We start from the raw sequence: 17,749 nt of genomic DNA on the forward strand, positions 1-17,749 counted from the left end.
CAGCAACATGAAAGTCTCCTTGTTTATCACTTGCTTAAGCGATGCCGTCTATCCTCGCGTAGGCGAAGCGATGGTTCGGCTTCTGGCTCGCTACGGGGTGGAGCTCGAATTTCCGCGCGTGCAAACGTGCTGCGGGCAGCCCGCCTACAACAGCGGGTATTGGGACGAGGCGCGCACGACGGCGCGTACGATCCTGGACGCGTTCGAGGACAGCGACTTTGTCGTCTCTCCTTCCGGCTCGTGCACTTATATGATTCATCACTATCCCGAGCTGTTTAAGGACGAGCCGGCTTATTTGGACAAGGCGGTCCGCCTGCAGGAGAAAACGTATGAGTTCACGCAGTTTCTCATCCACGTTCTCGGCGTGAAGGACCTTGGCGCGAAATTTCCGCATAAGGTGACCTACCATCCTTCCTGCCACGGCAGCCGGCTGCTCGGCGTCAAAGACGAGCCGATGGAGCTGCTTCAGCACGTGGAAGGGCTGGAATTCATTCCGCTGCCTTACGCCCAGGACTGCTGCGGCTTCGGCGGCACGTTTGCGGTGAAGATGGCCGATATTTCCGGCGCGATGGTGACCGAGAAGGTCGATCATATCAAGGAAACGGAAGCGGAAGTGCTCGTCGGCCTGGACATGGCCTGCCTGATGAATATCGCCGGCAACCTGCGGTACCGGAACGAACCGGTCCGCGTCATGCATTTGGCTGAGCTTTTATACGAAGGAGTGAAGCAGGCATGAGTGCGGCAAAAGCGAAAGGCAGCGTCAAGGAAAGGGCGAATCTGGCGCTCAACGACGATTTTCTGCGCAAAGCGGTGAAATTTACGACCGAGCGGCTGCGCACCGGCAAAATCGCCGCGGCGGAGCAGCACGGCAATTGGGACGAGTGGCGCGAGCGCGGCCGGCAAATCCGCCTGCATACGATCGCGCATCTCGATTATTATTTGAATCTGTTCGTGGACAACGCGCGGGCGAACGGGGTTCATGTGCATTTTGCGGCCACCGGGGCGGATGCGGTCAAAATCGCGCTGTCCATCGCGCAAAGCAAGGCGGCGAAGTCCGTCGTCAAGTCCAAATCGATGGTGTCCGAGGAGCTTCACCTGAACCATGCGCTGGAGGGGATCGGCGTCGAAGCGATCGAGACCGATCTGGGCGAATATATTATCCAGCTCGCCGGGGAAACGCCGTCGCATATCATCATCCCGGCGATCCACAAGAACCGCTACCAGATCGCGGAGCTGCTGTCGAAGGAAGCGGGCGAGAAGCTGGAAGCCGATACGACCATCCTCGCCGGTTTCGTCCGCAAAAAGCTGCGCGAAAAGTTCCTCGAGGCCGACATCGGCATGACCGGCTGCAACTTTGCGATTGCCGAGACCGGCTCGATGGTGCTGTTCGAAAACGAAGGCAACGCGCGTATGGTCACGACCGTACCGAAGACGCAAATTACGCTGATGGGCATGGAGCGGATCATTCCTTCCTGGACCGATCTTGAGGTCATGGCCACACTTCTGCCGCGCTCGGCGACCGGGCAGAAGCTGACCGTGTACATGTCCGGCATCACCGGACCGGGGCGTGAGGAAGATGCGGACGGTCCGGAGGAAATGCACATCATCATCGTCGACAACGGGCGCTCCAACCAGCTCGGCGATCCGGAGTTCCAGGAGCTGCTCAACTGCATCCGCTGCGGCGCTTGCCTCAATGCTTGCCCGGTGTACCGGCATATCGGCGGACACGCCTACGGCGGCACGTACAGCGGACCGATCGGGGCGGTACTGACGCCGGCCCTGCAGAAAAACGTGGCGGAATGGGACGATATCGCCAACGCCTCGAGTTTGTGCGGCGCCTGCTACGAGGCTTGCCCGGTCAAAATCCCGCTGCATGAAATGCTCGTTTATTTGCGGCGCCGCAAGGTGGAGGCCGGTTACGGCAACACGCTGGAGACGATCGGCATGAAGGGCTTCTCGGCGGCGGCCGGCAAAGCCGGCGTAATGAAAGCGGCGGTCAAGCTCGGGCAAATCGGCCAGAAGCTGGTGGCGCAAAACGGCGGCATCCGGCTGAAGCTCGGCCCGCTGAAGGGCTGGAACAGCTATCGCGTGGCGCCGACGCTTGCGAGCAAGTCGTTCCGCGAGAAGTGGGACGAGCTGAAAAGCGAGACCGCGGGAGCCGGCCAACAGATGGCTCCCGAGATCAAGGCGCGCATGGAAGAAATTTTGAAGCAGCGCGGCAAAGGAGGCGGCGGACATCATGGCTGAGACGCATAAGGAACTGCTGGAACGGCTGGAGCGCGAATCCCGCGCGAAGCAGCAGGAGTTCATGAACTTTATCGCAGGCAAGCTGAACCGTCCGCGCGTAACGGAGCCGCCTAAACGCCCGTTTCGGGGTGCGCCGGATTTTTGGAACTCGTTTGAATGGCCTGTAGAGGAACGGATCTCGAAGTTTATCGAAAATTTCAAAGCCGTCGGCGGACACGCACACCGGCTCGCTTCGATGGAAGAAGTGAAGGATTTCATCGCAGGCAAAGCGGAGGAGATGGGGGCGAAGTACGTGCTTCGCCAGGACCAGCAGGAGCTGGCCGATCTGGGGCTGGAAGCGGCCATTCCGTCGGCCCGCATCTCGGTATGGAACGAGGACCCGGGCGAGGATTGGAAAGCGCGCGCCGCGGAATCCGACTTCGGCGTCGTGCTGGCCGATTACGCCGCGGCGTATACCGGCTCCATCACGGTTCTGTCGGCCAAGACGAAAGGGCGTTCCGTCAGCCTGCTACCCACCGTACTGTTTGCGATTATCCCGGTGGAGCGGCTTAAAACGCGGCTCGGCGAAATTTTGCCGGAGTTCGACCGGATGGGCCGGGAAAATCTCCCGGCGGGAATTCACTTCATCTCCGGCCCGAGCCGCTCGGCGGATATCGAAAACGACCTGACGATCGGGGTGCACGGCCCCGGCATCGTGTATGCGCTGATTGTCGGCTGACATCCCCCAATCAAACCAATGCAGCTTGCTTGTGCAGGCGCGCATTGGTTTTTTTGTCTTAAGTTCGCCTAAATATTGTATAATGAAGGGGATGGAAAAACATGGAGGAGGAGGCGATACAAATGAGCACGCAGGAATGGATTAACGCGGGTGCTTTGGAGGAGCTGAAGCAGGTGCGCTCCAAAGTCATCAAAGGAGGCATCGCCGTTTTTTACCACGAGGATGAGGTCAGGGCGGTAGACAATCGATGTCCCCATCTCGGCTTTCCGCTTCATTTGGGAAGCGTTTGCGACGGCATTTTGACATGCCACTGGCATCATGCGCGCTTTGACATTTGCAGCGGCGGGACGCTTGATCCATGGGCGGACGACGTGCCGGCTTACGACGTCAAAGTTGAGGATGAGGAAGTCTGGGTCAGCTCGAAACCGCGGAACGCCGGCAACGCCGAAAAGCTTAAACGCCGTTTGCAGGAAGGTCTCGAGCAGAACATCGGCATCGTGATCGCCAAGGCGGTCGTCGGTTTGGTCGAATCCGGAGTACCTGCGGATGAAATCGTCCGTATCGGCGTTGCGTTCGGTACGTCGCAAGGAAGCGGCTGGGGAGCCGGCCTGACGATCTTGACGGCGATGAGAAACGTGCTGCCCAAACTCGATACGTCGGGACGAATTCTTGCCTTGTATCACGGTTTGGTTCACGTGGCCAGAGCCAGCTCCGGCCGGGCTCCACGTCACCTGCTCGGCGCATTGCCTCCTTCGCCGGCTCCTATGGAAAGACTGATGGAGTGGTACCGCAGCTGTGTCGAGGTGCGCGATACCCAAGGCGCGGAGAAGGTGCTCCTGACGGCAATTGCAAACGGCGCTTCTCCCGAACAACTGGCGGACATGATGCTGATTTCGGTGACGGATCATTTTTATTTGGACGGCGGCCATACGTTCGATTTTCATAATAAAGCTTTCGAGGCGCTGGAAAGCTTGGGTGCTGCGCTCACCGAGCCGATTCTCGCGTCGCTTGTCCCGCTCGTCGGTTCGCCGACCCGCAGCGAGGAGCTTCATCACTGGCAGGCGCCGGTCGATTTGGTAACTCCGCTGCGGCAAGCTTTTGAGAGGCTGCGGGAGCCTGCAGACCCGGAGCATTCCGTTCAGCTTGACGAGCAGGCTTTTGTAGACCAGCTGCTCAGCGACAGGCCGATCGAGACGGTCGATCGGTTAACCCGGCTTTTGCTGGGCGGAGCGGCGCCGGAACGTTTGGCGCAGCTGATCTGCCTGGCGGCGGCCGAGCGGATCGTTCGATTCCATACGCAAAACGAGTTCGGCGACTGGGTGGCCGTCCTTCATACCTTCACCTACGCTCACGCGGTGCACGAACGGCTGCGCCGCTCCAAGGAGCCGCTTCTGAATCGGGCGCTCTATTACGGGGCGATGGCCATATACCATGACCGTTTTCTTAATGTGCCGCGGGCGCCGAAGCCGAAACCCGCAAGCGGCTTCAGCTTCGCCCCGGAGGAACTGCTGGAGCTTATGGACCGCAGGCAGCAGATTGACGAGGCCGCGAGCTGGGTAGCGGGTTACCTCGGCCGGCGGCAGGACCCTCAGGCTCTGCTCGGCACATTGGGCCTTGCTCTGCTTCGCGAGGACGCCGAGTTTCACACGTTTCAGCTCTACGAGGCTGTAGTTTCCGAGTATGACCATTGGGCGGATCGTTCCGATGCATTTGCAGATCAGGCCAAGGAGACTTGCCTGATTGCCTGCGCCCGGTATTTGGCGGCTCACGCTCCAAGCGCACGGGAGCTGCCGCATACGGCCAAGATTGCATGGCGTTTGTCCCGCGGCGAAAAATTGTTCGAGGAAGAGTAGCTGCGGCTGCAGTTTGAGTGAAGGCAAAGTTAAACTTGAACATGTCCCGGCGCGGAATGTATTCTGATCCTGATTCGGCGCATGCGGCACCCGCTTTTAGCGAACCCGCATGCCGGAAAAGGAGGGGACGGTACATTGACGGATAAATGGAAGGGAAGAAGTTGGTGTACGCTGGGAGACAGCATCACGGCTGCGAACGGATATCAGCCGCTGGTTTTGGAAACGCTCGGCTTCGCGAGCTTGCGAAATCTGGCCCGGGGCGGCTGCTCCATGACCGCCGGCGGCGAACGGGACGAAGGTTCCACCGTGCGCGTCGGCATGTCCATTACGGAAGCGGCTGACTGTGCGACCGTTTTTGCCGGCACGAACGACTATCGGCTGAACAAGCCGATCGGTCAGCTAAGACCGGTCGGAGGCCCGTTCGACGTGTTCACCTTTATCGGGGCTTATCAGGCTTTGATCGAGCATTTGCTGACGCTGAATCCGGCATGCCGCCTTAACCTGTGGACTCCGCTGCAGCGCGACAAGGACGGGTACGACATTTACTCCGCCAACGGGGCCGGTCACCGGCTTGCGGATTATGTGGAGGCGGTGCACCAGATCGCTCGGGTATACGCGCTTCCCGTGCTGGATTTATACGCGACCAGCGGCTTCTCCAAGCTGACGCTGGATTATTTTACCTCCGACCGGCTTCACCCGAACGAAGCGGGTCATCGGCGGATCGCCGAGCTGGCGATCGCTTTTTTGTCGAATCTATAACATCCTTTTCAACGGGAACCGTTTCCTGACATTTCCGCTCTATGTATACAAGCAGGCTAACGGTTGCCGCTGAGCTTATTTAGCTCAAAAACGTCATTTTTACATTGTAACGGTTGTGGCAGAGCTTATTTCTCATCTTGTATCTCTCCATTCGATGAAAGTTCACAAATAACGACTGTGGCAACCGTTACCGCTCCGAAATCACCCATTCGGCCCCTTTAAGCTCACCTGCAACCGTTACACCACTGTGCCTCGTTTACGCAATAGCCGAAACCGTCCGCCGCACCTGTAATGTTCTGTTCAAGTATCTTGCTACTAACGGAACTCACCGCTGCTCTTCACCTGAAATTGCAGCATCTATATCCATTCAATGCTTTATGGGATACAATTGAGTTTGGAAGTGAGCCCAACCTTTCCGCTATCGTAGAGGTGAGTTTTTTTGACATTGCAGCAGTTAAAGTACGTGATCGAGGTCGTGAACCGGGGCTCGATTAACGAAGCCGCCAAAAGATTGTTCATATCCCAGCCCAGTCTTTCCAATGCGATCAGGGATTTGGAAGATGAACTGCAGATTACGATTTTTGAAAGATCCAATAAAGGGATCTCGCTCTCTAAAGAGGGTGTTGAATTTCTAAGATACGCCAGGCAGGTCGTCGAGCAGGCGGAATTGCTGGAGATGCGTTACCTTAGCGCCAAGCCGTCTCCGCAGCATTTTTCCGTGTCCACGCAGCACTATGCCTTCGCGGTCAATGCGTTTGTGAATCTGGTGCGGGAGTATGGTCAAGAGGAATACGATCTGGCTTTACGCGAGACGAAAACGTACGAGATTATCGAGGATGTGAGAAGCCTGCGCAGCGAGATCGGCATCCTCTACCTTAACGAGTTTAACGAGAAAGTCATCAACAAGCTGCTCAAAGCCGCCAATCTGCAGTTCCACAGCTTATTCGCCGCCAAACCGCATATTTTTATAAGCATCAAAAATCCTCTGGCCAAGCAATCGATCGTGACTCTGGAGGAGCTGCAGCAATATCCGTACCTGTATTTTGAGCAGGGAGAAGAGTACAACTCCTTTCATTTTTCCGAAGAGATTCTCAGCACGTTGTCGCATAAAAAAAGCATTCGTGTCAACGACCGGGCGACGCTGTTTAATTTGCTGATCGGTCTGAACGGCTACACGATATCGACGGGGGTGCTGAGCGCCGATCTGAACGGAAACGAAATTATTCCCGTGCCCTTGGACTGTGAGGAAACGATCCATGTGGGATGGATAGCTCACCGGAATGCCGCGCTGTCGAAGCTCGGCGAGGCTTACGTGGAGGCGCTTCGGCAGGCGGTAACCCGGTTATAGCTTTTGAATATATCTGCGTATAGTTTATAGGAGTTACAGGGTGTCCTTTTCGCCGTGTTATCTTAATTGTAATCCAATTAAAGCAAAGGGGTTTACAAAAGATGGCGAAAAGCGGCGTATTGGGGTATCCGCGAATCGGCGCGGACCGTGAATGGAAAAAGGCGCTGGAGGCGTTTTGGTCAGGCAAGCTGGGCGAACCGGAGCTTCATTTACAGCTTCGGGAAATTCGGCTGAGCCACCTGCAAAAGCAGCGGGAGAAGGGCATCGATTTTATCCCGGTCAACGATTTTAGCTATTACGATCACATGCTGGATACGGCGGTCATGTTCGGGGTGATTCCGAAGCGTTTTTCCTTTGAAGGGGAAAAAGTGCCGTTATCGGTATATTACGGTATCGCCCGGGGAACGGAGCATGCCGCAGCAAGCGAAATGACGAAGTGGTTTAATACGAACTATCATTACATCGTTCCCGAACTGGAAGGGGTCCGTCCGGTGCTAACCGAAAACAAACCCCTTATCGCATATCGGGAAGCGAAGGCGAACCTGGGGCTGGAAGGCAGGCCTGTTCTCGTCGGCCCGCTCACCTTTTTGAAGCTGTGCAAAGGGTATGAAGCATCGGAAATAGACAGCTGGCTCAGCAGGATTCTTCCGCTCTATGTGCAGGTTCTTCGGGAGCTGGAGGAGGAAGGGGTGCAGTGGATTCAAATCGACGAGCCCATTCTTGCAACGAATCCGACCGAGGCCGACGTCAGGCGGCTCTATACCGTTTATGAAACGTTTGCCGCGAGTGCGCCGAACTTGAACATCATGCTGCAAACGTATTTTGAGTCGGTTGAGTACTACCGCGATATCGTGGGGCTGCCCGTTAAAGGTATCGGGCTCGATTTGGTGCACGGCCTCGGCGGCAACCTGTCGTCGATTAAACAATGGGGTTTTCCGGAGGATAAGCTATTAGGTGCGGGCATCATCGACGGGCGAGGGGTATGGAAAGCGCCGCTTCGCAAAAAATGGGAACTGCTGCAGGAGCTGTCTCAAGTTGTGGCGGTGGAGCGGATCGTTCTGCAAACTTCATGCAGCCTGCTTCATGTGCCGGTCACGGCAAAACGTGAGACGAAGCTTCCGGCCGAGCTGAAGGATGCTCTTGCCTTCGCCGACGAAAAGCTGGATGAGCTTGTCGTCCTGACAACAGCACTTTCCCAAGGCGAAGCGGCCATAGCGGATAAACTTGCCGAGAACGACCGCGTCTATCGGACGCTTGAGCGTTCCGGCGGGCGAAACCGCACGGACATTCATCAACGCGTATCGGCCATTGCCGCTCAAAAAGCCCAGCGCAGCCGTCCTTTCGAAGAGCGGCAGCTCATTCAGCGGCAAAAATGGCAACTGCCGCTTTTGCCGACAACGACGATCGGCAGTTTTCCGCAATCCGCAGAGGTGCGCAAAGCCCGTCAGATGTGGCGCAAAGGCGAGCTGAGCGACGGCCGGTACGGGGAATTTATCCGGGAGCAAATCGATATCTGGATCAGGCTTCAGGAGGAGCTCGGACTGGATGTGCTCGTACACGGCGAATTCGAGCGAACCGACATGGTGGAGTTTTTCGGCGAGAAGCTTGCGGGTTTTGCGTTTACGCAGAACGGATGGGTCCAATCGTACGGATCCCGATGTGTCAAACCGCCGATCATTTATGGCGACGTAGCATACACAGGGGCGATGACCGTCGAAGAGACCGCGTATGCCCAGTCCCGAACCGACCGCCCGGTGAAAGGGATGCTGACCGGACCGGTTACGATGATGAATTGGTCGTTCGTTCGTGAAGACATTACGCGGGAGCAAATCGCGTATCAATTGGCTTATGCGCTTAGGCAGGAAGTCGAAGCTCTGGAGCGGGCGGGTATCGGCATGATCCAGGTTGACGAGCCCGCCGTGCGTGAAGGATTGCCGCTCAAGAGGAGCGATCGGGCGAAGTATTTGGAGTGGGCCGTCAAAGCGTTCCGCATCGCTACCTGTACGGTGAAGGAAACAACGCAAATCCATACCCACATGTGTTATTGCGATTTCCATGACATGATCGACTCGATCAAGGAAATGGATGCGGATGTGATATCGCTGGAGACATCCCGCAGTCACGGCGAGCTGATTCACAGCTTCGAATTGAACACCTATCGGCAGGGGATCGGCTTGGGGGTATACGACATCCACAGTCCGCGCATCCCGCCGGTTGAAGAAATGAACGGCATGATCGATCGCGCCCTGCGCGTGCTGGATCCGAAGCTGTTCTGGATCAATCCGGACTGTGGACTTAAAACGCGCGGCATTGAAGAGACGGCGGCTTCTTTGCGCAATATGGTCGAAGCGGCGCGAATTGCCCGCGAGAAGTACAAGGCATCCGGCCATATAAGTTGAACCAGGCGTTACATGGTGCGGCGGTGCAGCGGTCGGTTGCGGCTCATGCGGTACAAGCGATACTTTCGGTCGAGGCGTAACGGTTGCGGCTGATGCGGTGCAAGCGGTACATGCGGTCAAAGCGTAACGGTTGCAGGTGAGCTTATCGCGGCCAAAAATGGTGATTTCATAACGGTAACGGTTGCCGGAGCGGTTATTTGTGAATTTTCATCGTTTTGAGTGTAAAAGATGAGAAATAAGCTCTGCCACAACCGTTACGATTTAAAATTGCCGTTTTTGAGTCAACTAAGCTCGGCAGCAACCGTTACCGGTCCGCATCCATGTCACACATGCCATCGAGGTTTCCGTTGTCCAAGCGGGTACGTGTCGATTGATGTAAAATAATGTGGAAAAAAGTAGATTTGCCTGCGAAAATCACTTATTCTATTAATAACATGAACAATCAACATGTTTAGGAGAATAGTGATGGAGAACGAAAACAACGAACATCAACAGCTGACGACCAGAGAACGCATGGTGTATTTCGGACTGATTCCTCTCGTGTTCACCTTGGCATTAGTAAGCTTCGGGGCTTTGTTGGTCAAGCAGGGCGAAAGCAAGGATTTCTCCACCGCGGCCGTAGGCGCGGTCAAGTCGGCGGGGGAATTGATCAAAAGCGGCTACGATTGGGCGGTCAAAAAGCCGGATCCTCCGGCGAATACGGCGGGACAGCCGGGAGAGGGCGCCGCAGGCAAAGCGGCTGCGGGTACAGCCGCGGCCGGCAATGGAGCGGCGCAGCCTGCGGCAACTGCGGCGGGGACCGCATCCTCCGCACCGGGCGGTGGCGGCTCTGCGGCGCCTTCCGTGACCGCCTCCGGCGCGACCGCTGCCCAGGGAGCGGGGAACGCGGCGGACGGCGCGGCTCAATTCAAGCAAAAGACGGATGAAATCGCCGGCGAATTTTCCAAAATGCAGCCGTCGCAGGCCGCGGCCATCGTCGCGGAGATGTCCACCAAAGACGCGGTATTTACGATGATCGGGATGAAAACGCAGCAGCGCTCCAATATTTTGGCCAAAATGGATCCGAAGCAGGCGGCGGCTCTGGCACAGGCGCTGAAAGATTTTCCGCCGGACAGTACGGCGAGCGCGACGGATGTTCAAGAGCGGCTGAACAAGCTGCCCGCCTCGCAAAAATCGGTTGACGATCTTGTCAAGACATACGGCCAGATGCCCACACACAGCGCCGCTCTGCTGATCATGGATTTGATGAACACGAACCAATCCAAGGCGATCGGCATTATGAAGGCGTTGGACTCGAACGCCCGGGCCCAAATATTGTCCGACATGAGCAACGCCAAGACCAATCCGGACGGGTTGAAGTACGCGACAACAATCGCAAGCAAGCTTTTGAATGAATGAGAAGGAAACGGCTTTTCGGCTATGCGCCAGGCGCGGCCGGGAAGTCGTTTTGTTTTTGCTTAGGAAATTATGCATGGCTAATTTTTGTGGATAACCGGGGGGTCCCCCACTTTTGGGGGATTTGTTCTTCTGCGGCTTAATATGAGAATCAGACAAAAATGCGTTAACTTCCCTTATATCCAGATCTTGGATTAATCGGTATGATAAGATTCGGACGGGCCGAGGCGAAGGCGATGAAGGCGAACGACGGAATGCGAACAAACGGGGGGAGGCGGAAGGAGCGGCCGGAAAAAGCAATTCGCGTTACTGTAAGCGTTATCAGCAAAGGAAGATTCTTCATGTTATTTAAGCGACCGTTAAAAAAAATGATCAACTCCTTTCTTACTTTGGTCATCGTATCTACATTGTTTAATCTGCCGGCAATTCCGGCATCGACGGCTCATGCGGCCGAGGGGGACCATTCCGATTTACTCGGTATCGTCGTAAATAAGCCCGCCCATGCCGTCGTGAATCCGGATCTTGCCACTATCGATATCGCATTGCCTTACGGCACCTTGTATCAAATGCTGAATGTCACGACGAACCCCGGCGCAGCTGCGGCACTTTACCGGAGCAACGGAACGACGGCAATATCTTTTGCCGCAAGCGGCATTAACAAAGGCGACGCCAAGCTCGATCAGTTTTCGCCGGACGGCACCACGTTATATTATTTGAAGGTGACCGATAAAAGTAACGGCACGAACAGCAAAACCTATACGATCAAAGTAAGCGTGGATCCCGTACCTTCCCCTCCGGCCGGTACAGTCGGAGCGAATGACAAGTATTCGCCGCTGAATATTCACGCGGGCGAACACGCCTGGGACGTGATGGGGGCGTCGAAAATCGGGCGCGGCAGCACGACGGGGTCTGTGGAAGGCCCGGGTGTTCCTTCGTCTTACAGCGGCAAAGCCTGGTACGAATCCGTCTATGACCGGAACGGCGATTACCCGCTCGCTTCGACGGTGAATGCATCGTGGCTCGGAGACAACATGTACCTGCAGACGATCGGCAAAAACGATTTGCCGGCGCTGGCGAAATACGGCGTTGCAGGCGTGCCGGGCACGGATAAGCTGAACTCGGACATTTTGCGGTTTCACGAGTTTGATCCGTTTGTTACACCGGACGGCGTGAGCCGGGACGACGGCGACCGCGGAGCGGTAGGCAGCGACCGCCAGAGGCTGGAGATCAAGAGCAACACCGGCACATCCAATATCGATGCCAACAGCGTAGGCGGCGACATTATGACGAATCATTGGAGGCTTATGCTCCCGTCCGAAACGCTGCGGTATCAAAAGGATGTCGGCGACAAGCATGCCGGCGATTTTATCGTCCCGCACCGGTTCTGGCATATTTTCCAGATGAAAGAGATTGCCGGAAACGCTGCCGGCCAGCCGGTGGCGACGCTGTCGCTCGTTTCAAGCGAAGGCAAGGGCCAGCTCGAATTCAGGAACAATCCGGACGGCAGCTATGCCGATCGGATAAAGCCGCTGTTTACGATTCCGTTTGAAAAAATCGTCGACCGCTGGCTTGATTTTGACGTGACGATTTTGACGGCCGACAGCGGTTATATTTACGGCAAGCTGGTTGACCTGGAAAGCGGGGAGGTGCTGTTCGAAGGCGGAATGACGGCCGAGACGTACCGGCGCCCCGAAGCGGCGAACCCGGATACGGGCCGGCTCGAAAGATCGGACCTGCCCGCGGCGAACGGCCAGCAAAACCGTTCCAAGTGGGGGCTGTACCGGGGGATGTACAATGGCCCGGGAGATGCCGAATATGCCGACGAATTCCAGAACGCGACGATGTATTTGTCCGACGTTTATCTGATCAAGAGGGATAAAAACAGCTATGTTTTTCCGGACGGCTGGGACCCGAAGGCTCAACCGAAAAATGTTGCGGCGTGGGCAAGACCGGCTGCGATTACGGCGTACAAAGGCGCGCCGTTTGGCAGCTTGCCCCTGCCGGCGCAGCTCGACGTCACCTTGAGCACGGGCAATACGGAGAAGGTGAACGTAATGTGGAGTTCGGCCGATTATGATTCCAATCAAACGGGCACTTTTAAGATTTACGGCGATTTTGCCGGCTCCGGCATCACAAATACGAAAAACATCCGGCCTTACATCGAAGTAACCCTGCAGGATGTTCGTCCGCCATCGGTCAATTTGCTGGATCCGTCCCGTTTTACGCCGCAAGCGGGCGTGAATCTGAAGGTAAGCTCGGAAACCGGCGATCATCCGGGAGCGGACGCGCTGAAAACGAAGGGAAGCGGGTATTGGCGGAATTCAAGCTCGAACGTTTATAAAACGGACTATTCTCCATCCTCTCTGGCGTTTAGTCTTGATCTCGGCGCGTCCAAAACGATCGATAAGCTGTATCTGGAAATACCGAACACGATTTCCAACATTCAAGAAAACGCAACCAGATTTGAGGTCTATTACTCGAACAGTCCCGATTCGTGGGCGAGTGCGCCTACGGCTTCCGATACGGCAACCGATTACGACTGGAGGGCGAACGGCTGGACGCTGGCCGGCGGCACGGAGACGGAAGGCTTATGGTCTTATGTCACGTACAACGGGCAAAGCTGGGGGTATGATACGAAAACGTTCCTGTTCCCGTTTACCGCCCGGTATATCATGATCAATACGGTGCTGGTCGGTCCCCGCGACAGGCGCGCCGACGATGCGAATGCGGTGATGGGCCTATCGGGTTTGGCCATTTACGGCAAAGATCCCGTATCGAACGAAACTGCGCTCACTCCGGCTAAAAGCACCTACAGCACGTGGGATCAAACCGCGCCGGTTACGGCGAGCATAAACCTTGCCGCAGGGCAGTTGCTGACGGGCATATCCAAGGGCGATACGGCGCTTCGCCCGGATGCGGATTACTCGCTGGCCGGCAACACCGTTACGTTTTCGCCCGCATATCTGGCAAAGCTGCCGCTTGGTACGAATGAATTCACGTTTTATTTCAACAACGGCGCTCCGTCCGTTTTTGCGTTGGACGTAACGGCCCGCGGCTATGGAGAAAACGGCAAAACCATCAAGATGAACGCCATAGAAGGCGTATCTCCTTACAACATTTTAGGGGGGGCGATGGGCACCGATGAACCTGTGGAAGGCGTGACCAAGCGGATACGGAACGCTTATCACGAATTTTACGGCGACCAACCCCGGGCAACCGCTGCCGACGACCATATCAAAGGCGTTTGGGACAGCGCGCTGCAAAAATATGTGTTCGAGGTCATGGAGTACGGCCGAGGCGTGAATAACGAATACCTGGACAAAGTGCGCGACGGCGAATACGGGCATAAAGGCAATTTTGACCCGAGCGTAGGATATATAACGGGCGGTGCGGCATACAACGACCGGCAGCGCATTGAAATCCGGCCAAGCGAGGATTCGACCGGCGATTTTGTCGCTCATGAAGGCGATCTGGTCTCGTATGAATGGCTTTGGAACATTCCGGACGGCAGCCAGTGGAACCAGCCTAATTTCCGGCATATATTCCAGCTCAAGGCGGTGAACGCCCAGGCTGCCGATACGCTGCCCGGCGGCAACAGCGGCGGAGAGAACGGCGCGTACATTCTCGCCATGTCGATTTCCGGAACGACCGCCCGCAATCTGGTTGTGAATCATAACCGGTATGACGGCGACAAGAACCTGATGACCATTCCGCTGAAAGACATCGACGGCCACTGGATTAAGGTCGAGCTGAAAGCGCTCATTTCCGATACCGGCTGGCTTACCGTGAAGATCACGGATACGGTAACCGGCAAGGTGTACACCTTCGACAGTCCCGATGTATATAAAGTGTTTCCTAATCAAGGGGCCGGCGACGGAGTGAAGGACTTGTGGAGAAGACCGGAACGAAGCGGCGGCTTCGAGACGGAGTATCCGGCCGCATTCGATCAATATTTGCGTCCGAAATGGGGCATATACCGCAGCTCCAACGGCAGCACCAACTCGGCTTACGACGTTCGGCTGAAGCTCGCGGACATCACGATAAGCAAGCTGGCATCCGGTATACCCGCCGTCAATCTTGCCCTGAACAAAAAGGCGTATAACGTAGGGCCGACGGAAGGCGCGAACCCGATCCAGCTGCAGTCCGCCACCGCGAACGTATACGGCAACGCCGACAAACTGACGACCGGCGTGCTGCAGGATCCGACGAAATGGAACGTAACGAACGTCACCGGCCTGGAGCAAATCGGTCATTATTCATGGCTCGGCACGGATGGGGCGAGAAAAGGCAGCTTCGTCGTCGATCTGGGCCGGGATATGGATTTCAGCCAAATCCGGCTTTTCGCCAAATCGACCCGGTTAAAGGGCGTAACCGTTTATGTATCCGAAGATTTCGGGAACCATTCTTCGGCTGCCGAATTTGACGCGATGGCATTCAAGCAGGTGGATAAACGAACGTCCGAAGGATATACGTTTGCGACAGGCAATAACGACGGAGGAACGGATTCGGAGGATAGTTCGTACCCGATCGACCTTGGCAAAACGTATCATTCGAGATATATCAAAGTAACGGTGGAAAACGCATCGGGCGGCAATGCGGGAACCGATCTTACCGGCCCTCCGCGCCTGACGCAGGTTCAGGTGTTTAATGCGCCGAGCCCGCCGCAGCATCTTCGGGTGGAAACCGCAGGTTCCGCCGCTGTCCTGAAATGGGATGCGGGCGGTTCCGGCGAGGGCTACATCGTAAATAACGGCACAGCAGTGCTCGCGGAACTGCCGGAGACGGCAACAAGCTGCGTTCTTCCTGCCGATATAACCGATGTGTCGCAAATTGCCGTCAGAACGAAAGGAACGGACCCGTATTCCCGCAAATTCATGCTCTCGGCTCCAGCTTTGCCCGCGGTTGCACCGATCCCGGCCATCGTAAGCCTAACGCCGGTCAGCGTAACGACCAAGGCCGGAACGGCGCCGGTGCTGCCTTCGGTCGTAACGGCGGTTTACAGCGACAATACGACAAATCAGGTGCCTGTGCTTTGGGATGCGATAGATCCGGCCAAGTACGCTTCCCCCGGAAGCTTCTCGGTGCAGGGTACCGTAACCGGCACAACGTATAAAGCGCTCGCGAATGTGACGGTTACCGAATCTCCTAAAGCGGACGCAAGCATCGTCTATACGGGGCCATCGTCTTCGGTCGGCGCGAAAACGACTCTCACCGCGGTCATCCGCGAGCAAACTTCCGGCGGGCCGGGTAAGCTCGGCGGATTGCCGATAACGTTCGACGTGAAGAAGCTGCAGACGGACGGAGCAGCGGTACCTTACCGCTCCGAGTCGGTCACGACGGACGTTTACGGCGGGGCGAGCCTCGTTGCGAGCCTGCCTGCGGGATTGTACGAAGTTAGCGCCGGCCTGGACGCCAATCCTTATTATAAGGAGACTGCGGTGAAGTCGACGCTTGCCGTTAATGCGGACAAAACCGGTTCGCTTCAGGTGGCCGGGAACATCGACGCTCCTGTGCCGCCCGGTATTTTCGGCGCCAAGGCGAAGAAGATCCATATCGAAGGCCAGTGGTATATGCTGAATGGAAAACCGCTGGGGCTGGCAGCTATTCATGCCGAGCCGCAAGGGCTTCGCCTGTTCATGAAGCAGCCCGACTGGATCGTAACGGCAGGTACAAGCGCTTTTGTGCAGGGCAGCGCTTGGAATGAGCAGGGCATTGAATATACGGTGCGTTTGGCGATGGATACCGCGAAGGGGAAAGCAGGGAAATCGTCCGTTCTTTCCGTCGTCATTTGGAAAGGAGGCGCTGCTGAAGGAACCCCGGTCGCAGAAGTATGGGGGCAAAAATTCAGCGGCAGCATTCAAATTCGTTAAGGGGCGGGAGATTTCCCGTCCGGAGGTTTTTCTTAGACCGCCAAGTCGGCTTGGCGGTCTAAACATTTATTACCCCAACGACCGATTGGTTTGCTCCATGATACTTTGAACGAAAGACTGCAATTCGCCTATAAACAACTTGGCTGCTTGCCCCATAAATTTGTCCGTTCGATATATGACGCAAATATCCTGACTTGGGGTAGGACTCAGCAGCGTTACCGCCGAAATGTTATCGCGTTTCAAGTAATCCAGCAGCAGTCGCGGAAGAATTGCCGCTCCAATCCCTTGTTCGACTAAGGACAGAAGCGTCGATAACGTGGAGGTTACAATGGAGTTGTCCAATGAAATCCCTTTTTCCTGGCAGCAGCAATGGATGACCTTCGTAATCTGATGCTCGGGACCGAACATGACCATCTTAAGCTGCTGTAATTGTTCGAAGGGGATCGCCTTTGACTTCGCAAAGGGGTGATCCGAGCGGATGGCCAAAGCAAACTCCTCATGGAACAAAGGGATGATGGAGATGCGATCGTCCGGATTTGCAGGCACAGTGGTAACCCCAAGATCCCTTGTGCCGTCGACAACCTGCTCATACACATCCACGGTTTCCGTAACGCGAATGGAAAGCTTGGGATATGCCCGGTGGAAATCGATCAACAGCGTATCAAACAGCAAATCCCCGTCTCCGGGAAGAATCCCGATGTCCAGCCTGCCGCCTTCCATTTGCTTCAGATCCGTAATCGCTCCCTTAATATAGTCGATGCGTTCGAAGATGATCTGACATTGCTCCAGCAAAATGTGACCCGCCTCCGTTAACGCGATCCGTTTGCCGATGCGATCGAACAGCGGCATCCCGAGTTCGTTCTCCAAAAACTTGATCTGCTGACTCAGATTCGACTGCGTCGTGCATAGATTCTCAGCCGCCCTCGAGAAATGCATTTCCTTACAAACGGCGGCAAAATACTCGAGTTGTCTAAGTTCCATTCCCCACTACCCCTCTCAATAAGCGAACCCCGTTCATCATTATAAAGGATGATCCGTTTTATCCCAAGCCCACCAATCAATCATTACTAAAACCGATCAATTGTATCGGAATCTCGTGATTGTTGCTACGCGGAGAGAAAGGTACACTTTGGATATGAAAGCGAAACACTTATTACAAC

10 protein-coding genes are annotated in these 17,749 nt (G+C 55.8%); 9 read left to right on the forward strand and 1 reads right to left on the reverse strand.

Annotation, left to right across the window (positions count from 1 at the left end; genetic code table 11):
* Window positions 1-7 precede the first annotated feature (7 nt).
* The 9 genes from MYS68_RS02185 (at window position 8) to MYS68_RS02225 (ending at window position 16,589) form a co-directional block, all read left to right on the forward strand.
* On the forward strand, window positions 8-736 hold the full coding sequence (locus tag MYS68_RS02185) for a (Fe-S)-binding protein (RefSeq protein ID WP_248924250.1): 729 nt from the start codon (window positions 8-10) through the stop codon (window positions 734-736).
* Complete coding sequence (locus MYS68_RS02190) at window positions 733-2,247, forward strand: LutB/LldF family L-lactate oxidation iron-sulfur protein (protein ID WP_248924251.1); 1,515 nt, start codon at window positions 733-735, stop codon at window positions 2,245-2,247. Before MYS68_RS02185 ends, MYS68_RS02190 begins: the two co-directional genes overlap by 4 nt.
* Entirely contained in the window at window positions 2,240-2,965 is a 726-nt protein-coding gene (locus tag MYS68_RS02195) for a LutC/YkgG family protein (RefSeq protein ID WP_248924252.1), read from the forward strand. The genes MYS68_RS02190 and MYS68_RS02195 overlap by 8 nt, the downstream gene beginning before the upstream one ends.
* Window positions 2,966-3,087: 122 nt before the next feature.
* The gene (locus tag MYS68_RS02200; RefSeq protein WP_248924253.1) at window positions 3,088-4,818 is read left to right on the forward strand and encodes a Rieske (2Fe-2S) protein; all 1,731 of its coding nucleotides are present in this window, start codon (window positions 3,088-3,090) and stop codon (window positions 4,816-4,818) included.
* Between the two features lie 135 nt (window positions 4,819-4,953).
* Entirely contained in the window at window positions 4,954-5,577 is a 624-nt protein-coding gene (locus tag MYS68_RS02205; RefSeq protein ID WP_248924254.1) for an SGNH/GDSL hydrolase family protein, read from the forward strand.
* 439 nt (window positions 5,578-6,016) lie between these two features.
* A complete protein-coding gene (locus MYS68_RS02210) occupies window positions 6,017-6,925 on the forward strand; it encodes a LysR family transcriptional regulator (protein WP_248924255.1) in 909 nt (302 codons plus the stop codon).
* Between the two features lie 101 nt (window positions 6,926-7,026).
* A complete protein-coding gene (metE, locus tag MYS68_RS02215) occupies window positions 7,027-9,324 on the forward strand; it encodes a 5-methyltetrahydropteroyltriglutamate--homocysteine S-methyltransferase (protein WP_248924256.1) in 2,298 nt (765 codons plus the stop codon).
* 465 nt (window positions 9,325-9,789) lie between these two features.
* Window positions 9,790-10,722, forward strand: coding sequence for a magnesium transporter MgtE N-terminal domain-containing protein (locus MYS68_RS02220; RefSeq protein ID WP_248924257.1), 933 nt, complete (start codon window positions 9,790-9,792; stop codon window positions 10,720-10,722).
* A gap of 338 nt (window positions 10,723-11,060) precedes the next feature.
* A complete protein-coding gene (locus tag MYS68_RS02225; protein ID WP_248924258.1) occupies window positions 11,061-16,589 on the forward strand; it encodes an Ig-like domain-containing protein in 5,529 nt (1,842 codons plus the stop codon).
* Between the two features lie 69 nt (window positions 16,590-16,658).
* Here the strand turns inward: MYS68_RS02225 and MYS68_RS02230 are convergent, their stop codons facing one another.
* Window positions 16,659-17,570, reverse strand: a complete 912-nt coding sequence (locus tag MYS68_RS02230; RefSeq protein ID WP_248924259.1) for a LysR family transcriptional regulator — start codon at window positions 17,568-17,570, stop codon at window positions 16,659-16,661.
* Between the last annotated feature and the right edge of the window lie 179 nt (window positions 17,571-17,749).

Origin of the sequence: Paenibacillus hamazuiensis (assembly GCF_023276405.1) — a bacterium.
Classification (GTDB): Bacteria; Bacillota; Bacilli; order Paenibacillales; family NBRC-103111; genus Paenibacillus_AF; species Paenibacillus_AF hamazuiensis.

Excerpts from the sequence above, each read along its gene's own strand:
- MYS68_RS02185 (WP_248924250.1), top strand. The coding sequence starts at position 8 with ATGAAAGTCTCCTTGTTTATCACTTGCTTAAGCGATGCCGTCTATCCT.
- MYS68_RS02225 (WP_248924258.1), top strand. The coding sequence starts at position 11,061 with ATGTTATTTAAGCGACCGTTAAAAAAAATGATCAACTCCTTTCTTACT.
- MYS68_RS02230 (WP_248924259.1), bottom strand. The coding sequence starts at position 17,570 with ATGGAACTTAGACAACTCGAGTATTTTGCCGCCGTTTGTAAGGAAATG.
- MYS68_RS02195 (WP_248924252.1), top strand. The coding sequence starts at position 2,240 with ATGGCTGAGACGCATAAGGAACTGCTGGAACGGCTGGAGCGCGAATCC.
- MYS68_RS02200 (WP_248924253.1), top strand. The coding sequence starts at position 3,088 with ATGAGCACGCAGGAATGGATTAACGCGGGTGCTTTGGAGGAGCTGAAG.
- metE (WP_248924256.1), top strand. The coding sequence starts at position 7,027 with ATGGCGAAAAGCGGCGTATTGGGGTATCCGCGAATCGGCGCGGACCGT.
- MYS68_RS02220 (WP_248924257.1), top strand. The coding sequence starts at position 9,790 with ATGGAGAACGAAAACAACGAACATCAACAGCTGACGACCAGAGAACGC.
- MYS68_RS02190 (WP_248924251.1), top strand. The coding sequence starts at position 733 with ATGAGTGCGGCAAAAGCGAAAGGCAGCGTCAAGGAAAGGGCGAATCTG.